Origin of the sequence: Albidovulum sp. (assembly GCF_008933605.1) — a bacterium.
In the GTDB taxonomy this organism is placed as follows: Bacteria; Pseudomonadota; Alphaproteobacteria; order Rhodobacterales; family Rhodobacteraceae; genus Albidovulum.
Genome location: NZ_WBUS01000137.1, coordinates 1 through 8,312 on the forward strand (window position 1 = coordinate 1; position 8,312 = coordinate 8,312).

The 8,312-nt window shown below is 70.0% G+C and carries 7 protein-coding genes; 4 read left to right on the forward strand and 3 right to left on the reverse strand.

From position 1 onward, the window contains the following. The first annotated feature begins 265 nt into the window (after positions 1 to 265). Genes F9K34_RS14955 through F9K34_RS14965 form a run of 3 tightly spaced genes read left to right on the forward strand, consistent with a single transcriptional unit; the run spans position 266 to position 2,710 of the window. Positions 266 to 1,129, forward strand: a complete 864-nt coding sequence (locus F9K34_RS14955) for a branched-chain amino acid aminotransferase (protein WP_291337884.1) — start codon at positions 266 to 268, stop codon at positions 1,127 to 1,129. Between the two features lie 5 nt (positions 1,130 to 1,134). Beyond that, the gene (locus F9K34_RS14960; protein ID WP_291337886.1) at positions 1,135 to 2,196 is read left to right on the forward strand and encodes a hypothetical protein; all 1,062 of its coding nucleotides are present in this window, start codon (positions 1,135 to 1,137) and stop codon (positions 2,194 to 2,196) included. Between the two features lie 58 nt (positions 2,197 to 2,254). After that, positions 2,255 to 2,710: a universal stress protein gene (locus tag F9K34_RS14965; protein WP_291337887.1), complete on the forward strand. Its 456-nt coding sequence runs from the start codon at positions 2,255 to 2,257 to the stop codon at positions 2,708 to 2,710. A 60-nt stretch (positions 2,711 to 2,770) separates the two neighbouring features. On the opposite strand, the gene F9K34_RS14970 is transcribed toward F9K34_RS14965, so the two are convergent. After that, a complete protein-coding gene (locus tag F9K34_RS14970; protein WP_291337888.1) occupies positions 2,771 to 3,229 on the reverse strand; it encodes a methylated-DNA--[protein]-cysteine S-methyltransferase in 459 nt (152 codons plus the stop codon). After that, entirely contained in the window at positions 3,226 to 6,144 is a 2,919-nt protein-coding gene (gene ileS / locus F9K34_RS14975; protein WP_291337890.1) for an isoleucine--tRNA ligase, read from the reverse strand. Before ileS ends, F9K34_RS14970 begins: the two co-directional genes overlap by 4 nt. A gap of 232 nt (positions 6,145 to 6,376) precedes the next feature. Between ileS and F9K34_RS14980 the strand changes: the two genes are divergently transcribed. Beyond that, entirely contained in the window at positions 6,377 to 6,784 is a 408-nt protein-coding gene (locus F9K34_RS14980) for a group III truncated hemoglobin (RefSeq protein WP_291337893.1), read from the forward strand. A gap of 21 nt (positions 6,785 to 6,805) precedes the next feature. On the opposite strand, the gene F9K34_RS14985 is transcribed toward F9K34_RS14980, so the two are convergent. Continuing rightward, positions 6,806 to 8,312: DUF2339 domain-containing protein (locus tag F9K34_RS14985; protein ID WP_291337895.1), on the reverse strand; the 1,507-nt coding region annotated here is incomplete at its 5' end.

Here is an 8,312-nt window from a genome sequence, read left to right on the forward strand (position 1 = left end):
GCCCCGCCCGCGCCCATGCCAGGCGGAGCAGCGCGCCGAGCCGGCCGGTTCCGCCCACGACGAGCACGGTCCCGATCCCGAATGCGCCCATGCCGACTATCCGCAACCTCCCCGGCAACCTTGCTGCGCCTGCTGCCGGGCTTAGCATTCCGTGCCCCGGCAGGGAACCGGCGAAGGTGCCAGCGGCCGCGCGCGGGTTGTCCCCGCCCGCAATGTTCACCATCATGCCGCCGACTCGCCGCCGCGACCCGAGGGAGGATCCGAAATGACGACCGGCAAGAACATCCGCACCTGGTTCGAAGGCCGCTGGCACGACGGCGACGTGGCGGTGATGCGTGCGGCCGACCACGGCAGCTGGCTCGGCACTACCGTCTTCGACGGTGCGCGCTGGTTCGAGGGTGTCGCCCCCGACCTGGACCGCCACATGGCGCGCGTGAACCGCTCGGCCGAGGCGCTTATGATCACGCCGACGATGACCGCCGAGAAGATGGTCGAGATCGCCTGGGAAGGGCTCGCGACCTATCCCCGGGGCTCGGCCGTCTATATCCGGCCGATGTACTGGGCGCTCGACGGCGATGCCTCAGGCGTCGTGCCGGAGCCGGGCGCCACCGGCTTCGCGCTCTGCCTCGAGGAAATCCCGATGGCGCCGCCGGAAGCCACGACGCGTCTGACGACGACGCGCTTTCGCCGGCCGGTGATCGAAAGCTCGCTCACCAACGCCAAGGCCGGGTGCCTCTACCCGAACAACGCTCGGATGCTGATGGAGGCGCGCTCAAGGGGCTACGCCAATGCGCTCGTCGCCGACGCGCTCGGCAACGTGGCCGAGACTGCCACCGCAAACGTCTTCATGGTGAAGGACGGTGAGCTCTTCACGCCCATCGCCAACGGCACCTTCCTTTCGGGCATCACCCGCGCCCGGCATATCGAGAACGCCCGCGCCGACGGGATGGCGGTGCACGAGACGGTGCTCTCCTTCGACGATTTCCGCGCGGCCGACGAGGTGTTCCTGTCCGGCAACTTCTCCAAGGTCACGCCGGTTGTCGAGTTCGACGGCACCCACTACCAGCACGGGCAGGTAACGAAACGGATGCGCGAGCTTTATTGGGACTGGGCGCATTCCAAGGGCTGAGGCCCATGCACCGCGCGGCGCGCCGGATCGTCATCCTCTGGACGCTGGCCTCCTGGGCCGCGACCGGCTGGGTGCTGTCGCTTAACCCTTTCGCGGCGCCGGTGATCGAGCGGACCGCGGACGAGGCGCGACTGGCCTTCAGCCGCGCGATGACGCTGCGGGTGACGCCGGAGTGGCTGCTGCCGCGGCTGGAGGCGGCGGTGGTGGCGGATGCGCCTGACGATGTCGCGCTTTACCTTGAGCTTGCGGCCGAAAATGGCGTAACCCTCCCGGACGGGCTGGCCGCGCGGGCCGAGGAGGCCCTTGCCGCGCATGAGCGCTTCTTCGCGGCCAGCGCCGACTGTGCCGCCTGCGCCTGGGACATCGGCGCCTGCCCGACGCTGACGATGATCGGCATCTGTGCGATACCGGTCGAGATGACCCCGGTGGGCGACCTGAACGCGCTGCGGCGGGCAGCGGCCGACTGGATTGCCGGAGAGGAGGTGGACCGGCTTGACGCGGGCCTCGCCGTCTTTGGTCTTGCGGCGACGGCCGGGGTCGCGATCTCCGGCGGCACATCCGTCACGGCGAAAGTGGGGGCGACGGTGCTGCGTCTCGGCCGTCGGCTGGGGGCGATCTCTCCGCGGCTGATGGGGACGGTCGCGGATGCCCTGACCGGGCTCGTCCGGTGGGATCGGCTGGACGACGTCATCCTCGGCCGGATGCCGGCAGGCGAGGCGGTGGACGGGGCGCGCGGGGGGCGCTTCATGTCGCTCGCCGCCGACATCAAGAGGCTGAGCGACAACACCTCCCCCGCCGAGGCGCTGATGCTTCTGCACCACGCCGACACGGCCGAGGACCTCGCGCGGCTTGCGCGTGTTTCGGGCGTCGCGGGAACGGACACACGCAAGGTCATGCGCGTGCTGGGGAGCGACGCGTTCCGGCTCCTCCACCGGGTGTCGCACCTGGCGGAGCTGGCGATCGGCCTCGTGGCGCTCCTGGCGACGCAGCTTGCCGCGCTTGCGCTCGCGCTCCCGGGCATGTTGCTGCGCCGCCTCGCGGGCAGGGCGCGCCGGCGGCTTGCCTGATCGCGCGCAACCGGCGATGATCGCGCCGCCTGCCACGAGAGATCGACGGGGGAGATCCATGCGCAAGTTCCTGGTCGTGCTCGACGACAGCCGCGAGTGCCTGAACGCGATGCGGTTCGCCGCGCTGCGCGCGGCTCACACCGGCGCGGGGGTGACCATCCTCTCGGTCATTCCGCCCGAGGAGTTCCAGCACTGGATCGGCGTCGCCGACATCATGCGGGCCGAGGCACGCGAACGGATCGAGGCGCATTTCGAGGTCTTCGCCAAGTGGATGCGCGACCGGCAGGGCATCGACCCGGAACTCGTGATCCGAGAGGGGGAGCCGGTGACGGAAATCCTCGCGCTGATCCGCGAAGACCCCGCGATCGGCGTCCTCGTCCTCGGCGCGGGGACGGAAAAGTCGGGGCCCGGCCCCCTCGTCACGCAACTCTCCAAGACCTCGGGCAACCTGCCGATCCCGATCACCATCGTGCCGGGCGAGCTTTCCAAGGAAAGGCTGGAAGCGATCACCTGAGGGCGACGCGAAGGGGCCATCCTCCCCCGGGGCCCCCGCGGGGCCGCGCCGCGACCATGCTCAGAGCAGGAGCGAGGCCGCGCCCTCGTGCTTCAGGAGCGCGACCTTCGTCTCCACCCCGCCCGGGGCGGAGAAGCCGCCGAGCCCGGTCGCGCCGAGGACCCGGTGGCAGGGCACGATGATCGGGACCGGATTGCCCCCGCAGGCCTGGCCGACGGCCTGCGCGGGCACGCCGAGCGTGCTGGCGAGGTCGCCGTAGGTGCGGGTCTCGCCGAAGGGGATCGCCACCATCGCCCGCATGACCTCGCCCTGAAGACCGGGGCGGAAGGCAATGGGCAGGTCGAAGCCGCGGCGGGTGCCGGCGAAGTATTCGCCAAGCTGGCGGCAAGCTTCGGAGAGGAGCGCGCTGCCCTCCTCCGCAACCTCGGCCCCGCTCCATTCCAGCCGGGCGATGGCCCCGCCCTCCTCGGTCAGGACGAGCCGGCCGAGCGGCCCGGAGAAGGCGGCGCGGCGCGTCACCCCAGGACGCCGTCGCAGCGGGCGCAGGTGCCCGGGTGCTTGTGGCTGCCGACATCGGGCAGGATCTTCCAGCAGCGCTGGCACTTCTCGCCCTCGGCGGTCTCGAAGACGACGCCCACGCCCGGCACCTCGGGCAGGCGGAAGGCCTCCTGCGGCTCGGGGTCGGAGGTAAGGACGAGGGCCGAGGTGATGCAGATGTCGGCGAAATCGACCGACCTCAGCGCCGCGAGCGTCCCGGCGTCCTCGACATGCACGACCGGAGCGGCCTCGAGGCTCGCGCCGATGACCTTGGCGGCGCGGCTCACCTCGAGCGCGGCGGTGACGGTGCGGCGGACACGGCGGATCTTCTCCCACTTCTGCGCCAAGGGCTCGTCGCGCCAGTCGGCGGGCGTGGCGGGGATATCCTCGAGGTGGACCGAGGCGTCCTCGCCGGGGAAGCGGGCAAGCCAGACATCCTCCATCGTGAAGACGAGGATCGGCGCGAGCCAGGTCACCAGCCGGTGGAAGAGGAGGTCGAGGACGGTGCGCGCGGCGCGGCGGCGCGGGGAGTCTGCCCCGTCGCAGTAGAGCGCGTCCTTGCGGATGTCGAAGTAGAAGGCCGAGAGGTCCACCGTGCAGAAGGTGAAGAGCGTCTGGAACACTCCCTGGAAGTCGTATCTCTCGTAGCCCTTGCGCACCGTGTGGTCGAGTTCCGCCAGACGGTGCAGCACCCAGCGTTCCAGTTCCGGCATCTCCTCGGGCCGCACCCGCTCGGCCTCCGTGAACCCCGCGAGGCTGCCGAGGATGAAGCGGAGCGTGTTCCGGAGCCGGCGGTAGCTGTCGGCGGTGCCCTTCAGGATCTCCTTGCCGATGCGGAGGTCCACCGTATAGTCCGACTGCGCCACCCAGAGGCGGAGGATGTCTGCGCCGTATTCGTCGATCACCTCCTGCGGGGCGACGGTGTTGCCCAGCGACTTGGACATCTTCATGCCCTTCTCGTCGAGCGTGAAGCCGTGGGTCAGCACCCCCCGGTAGGGCGCGCGGCCGAGGGTGGCGCAAGCCTGCAGCATCGAGGAGTGGAACCAGCCGCGGTGCTGATCGGTGCCTTCGAGGTAGAGGTCGGCGATGCCGTCCGCCGTGCCGTCGGGCCGGTCGCGGAGCACGAAGGCATGGGTGGAGCCGCTGTCGAACCAGACGTCGAGCACGTCGAAGACCTGGTCGTAATCCTGCGGATCGACGATGCCGGACAGCGCCTTTTCCTTGAATCCCTGCACGTACCAGACATCGGCGCCATCCTTCTCGAAGGCGGCGACGATCCGGGCGTTGACCTCGGGGTCGCGCAGAAGGAAGTCGGGGTCGGTGGGCCTCGCGCCCTTCTTCACGAAGCAGGTCAGCGGCACGCCCCAGGCGCGCTGGCGCGAGAGCACCCAGTCCGGCCGCGCCTCGATCATCGAATGCAGGCGGTTGCGCCCCGTCTGCGGCGTCCACTCGACAAGCTCGTTGATCGAGGTCAGAGCGCGGGCGCGGATCGTGTCGCCGTAGGTGCCCAGGCCGTCGTCGAGCTTGCGGTCGATGGCCACGAACCACTGCGGCGTGTTGCGGTAGATCAGCGGCGCCTTGGAGCGCCAGGAATGCGGGTAGGAATGCTTGAGCTTGCCCTTGGCGAAAAGGGCCCCCGCATAGGCAAGCTGCTTGATGACGCTGACGTTGGCCGGGCCCTCCTTGCCATCCGGCAGGATGATCGCCTGCCCGCCGAAGAGCGGCAGGTCGGCGCGGAAGGAGCCGTCGGGCTCGACGTTGTAGGTCATCGGCAGGCCGTGCTTCTGGCCAAGCTGGTAGTCGTCGTCGCCATGGCTCGGCGCGGTATGGACGAAGCCGGTGCCGGCGTCGTCGGTGACGTGATCGCCGGGGAGCATGGGGACGTCGTAGTCCCATTCGCCGTTCGCGCCGTCGAGACCGCGGAAGGGGTGGGCGAGGGTCAGGGCGGACAGTTCGTCGGCCGACACCGCGCCCCGACGCCGATACATCGTATGGTCGAGCTTCGCCGCCGCAAGCACGCCTTCGGCGAGCTTGTCCGCAAGCAGGTAACGCATCCCGATCGTCGCGTTGCTGTCTTGCGGCCGGCCCGTGACCTCATAGACGCCATAGGCGATTTCGGGATTGAACGCGACGGCACGGTTCTGCGGGATCGTCCAGGGCGTCGTCGTCCAGATCACCGCGCGCGCGGCTTCAAGATGCGCTGGCGCACCCGCGATCACCTTGAATGGCACCCACACTTGATGGCTCGTGTGGTCGTGGTACTCGACCTCCGCCTCCGCGAGCGCGGTCTTCTCCACCGGCGACCACATCACCGGCTTGGAGCCCTGATACAGGCTCCCGTTCATCAGGAACTTCATGAATTCCTCGGCGATCACCGCCTCGGCGTGGTAGTCCATCGTCAGGTAGGGCGCGGCCCAGTTGCCGGTGACGCCGAGGCGCTTGAACTCCTCGCGCTGGACGAGGGTCCAGCCTTCCGCGAACTTGCGGCATTCCTGGCGGAAGGCCACCACGTCCACGTCGTCCTTGTTCAGGCCCCTGGCGCGGTACTGTTCCTCGATCTTCCATTCGATCGGCAGGCCGTGGCAGTCCCAGCCGGGGACATAGCGGCTGTCCTTGCCCATCATCTGCTGGGAGCGGACCACCATGTCCTTCAGCACCTTGTTCAGCGCATGGCCGATATGCAGGTGGCCGTTGGCATAGGGCGGGCCGTCGTGCAGGACGAAGCCCTCGCGCCCGGTCTTTTCCCTCAGCCGGTCATAGATGCCGATCCTCTCCCAGCGGGCGAGCCACTCGGGCTCGCGCTGCGGCAGGCCGGCGCGCATGGGAAAGTCGGTCTCGGGCAGGAAGACGGTCGAACGGTAGTCGGGGGCGGTCGGTTCGGGCGTATCGGCGCACATCGCGGGCGGTCCTTGGACAATCGGTGAAGCTGGAGCGGCGCACGGGCGGCGCCCTGGTCCCGGCGTCTGGGGGTCAGATCGCCGGGCCGCTAATTCGAATGAGGGTCGCGGGGTTGCGCTTCATGGCCTGCCTTATAGGAAACCGCAATCGGGGGGTAAAGTGGGCGCGGCACCCTGTCCCTTGCCTCCGCGCGGCCCCCGGCGCAAGGATCGCGGGCGAAAGGAATACAGCATGCCCGAACTGCCCCCGCGCTTTGCCGTGACCCCCGAGGAGATCGACCGCGTGGTGGCCGATTTCTATGCCGCCGTCAGGGTCCACCCCGGCCTCGGTCCGGTCTTCGCCGTGCATGTGACGGACTGGCCCGCGCACGAGGCGAAGATCGCGGGCTTCTGGCGCAACGCCATCCTCTTCGAGCGGAGCTACGACGGAAACCCGCTTCAGGCGCACCGCGACGCGGGCAACGTCCGGCCCGGCATGTTCGATGTTTGGCTCGGGCTCTTCGACGCCGTCCTCAGGCGCAATCTTCCGCCTGAGACGGCCGAGGCCTGGTCGGCCCTCGCCCACCGCATCGGCCGGAGCCTGCGCTACGGGGTGGTGGAGCAGGCCACGCTGCCGGGGGGCGTGCCGAAGCTGGGGTAGGCTGCACCCCGGGGCGCCCCGTCACCCTTCCCCGCCGCCCTCCTGCCGTCCCGCCGCCCAGCGGTTGAGCCAGGCGAGCCCGGCGAGCGAGAGGCCGAGCGCGAGGAAGGAGAAGACGCGGGTGAGGCCGGAAAGGCCCGAGATGTCGATCAGGAAAACCTTGGCGATGGTGAGTGCGATCACCGCCATCGCGGCACGGCGCAGCGTAGGCGAACGCCGCGCGATCGCCTGGTAGAGAAGCGCGCCGCCCGTTGCCATCAGCGCGAGGGTGTAGGCGTAAAGCTCGCCCTGGGTGACGCCGGGCACGGAGAGGTCGTCGCCCCGCATCAGCCGGCGGATCTCGAGCCCCGCATAGAGCGCGGCAAGCGCCACGCCCGCCGCCGTCAGCGCCCAGCGGAGCAGCCGTGGCACATGGCCAAGCCGCGTCAGCGCGAGCAACATGACAATCCCCGGCACCGCATAGGCCACGAAAAGCGTGTCGAGAAGCGGCGGGCCGTAGACGAGCCGCTCGGGTCCGCCGACAAGCCCGGCGAGCGGGTTGGCAAAGGTCACGGCCAGGGCGAGGCCGCCGAAGCCGATCATCGCCGCGACAGTCGCGAGGGCCCAGCGCAGCCAGCGCATCGCGCCGCCGAGTTGCAGCCGGTAGAGCTGGACGAGCATGAGGACGAGCCAGGGCAGCGCGTTCAGCGTCACCGCCCAGTGGGACAGTTCCCAGTCGAACTCCGCCTGCCCGGTCAGCCAGCGGGTGATGAGCACATTGGCGAAAAGCGCGGCATAGGCCGCGGCGGCGCTTTCGAGCACGACCTGTGCCGTTCGCCGGTCGAGCCCCTTGAGGAACATGAGCGCCGCCGCCATCGCCGCCGCCGCCCCGGCGTAGGAGGCGACTGCCTCCCACAGCGCGGCCGCGTCGATCGCCCATGCGAGGCCGGGATCGACCACCAGCCGCCACGACAGCGCGATCACGCCCGCCTGGATGAAAAGCCCCATCTCGGGCAGCCGGAAACGCCGGTCGAGCGCGGCCGCGACGACGACGAGCGCGGAAAGCGCGAGCGTCAGGGCGCCCTTCGTCAGGATCAGGAAGAGAGCCAGCGCGATGAGCGACAGCGTCGAAAGCGTCATGCAGGCCGCGCGCCGCATGTCGCCGCCGTCCGCGCGGGCGAAGGCCGCGGCAAGCCCCGCCATCAGCGCGGCAAGCGCCATGACATGGAGCGCCCAGGCATAGGTGCCGAGCGCGTCCGAGGGCGTCCAGAACAGTTCGAGCACCAGCGCGGCCAGGGGGGCCATGAGCGCCGCGCCCGCCGCCCAGAAGGGCTTGAGCCGCCCCGCCCCGTCGCTCGTCCAGGCGGCGGCAAGCGACATCGCGGTTGCCAGCGCCAGCAGAAGCGTCACCGTCCACGGTGCCGCGGTTTCCGGCGCGCGCAGCACGATCGCCTTCCCCGCGAGGTCGGCCGCCAGGGGACCAAAATCGAGCCCCTCGATCCCGAGGCGCGCGAGGAATGCCGCGGCCGGCAGCGCCGTCAGATCCGAC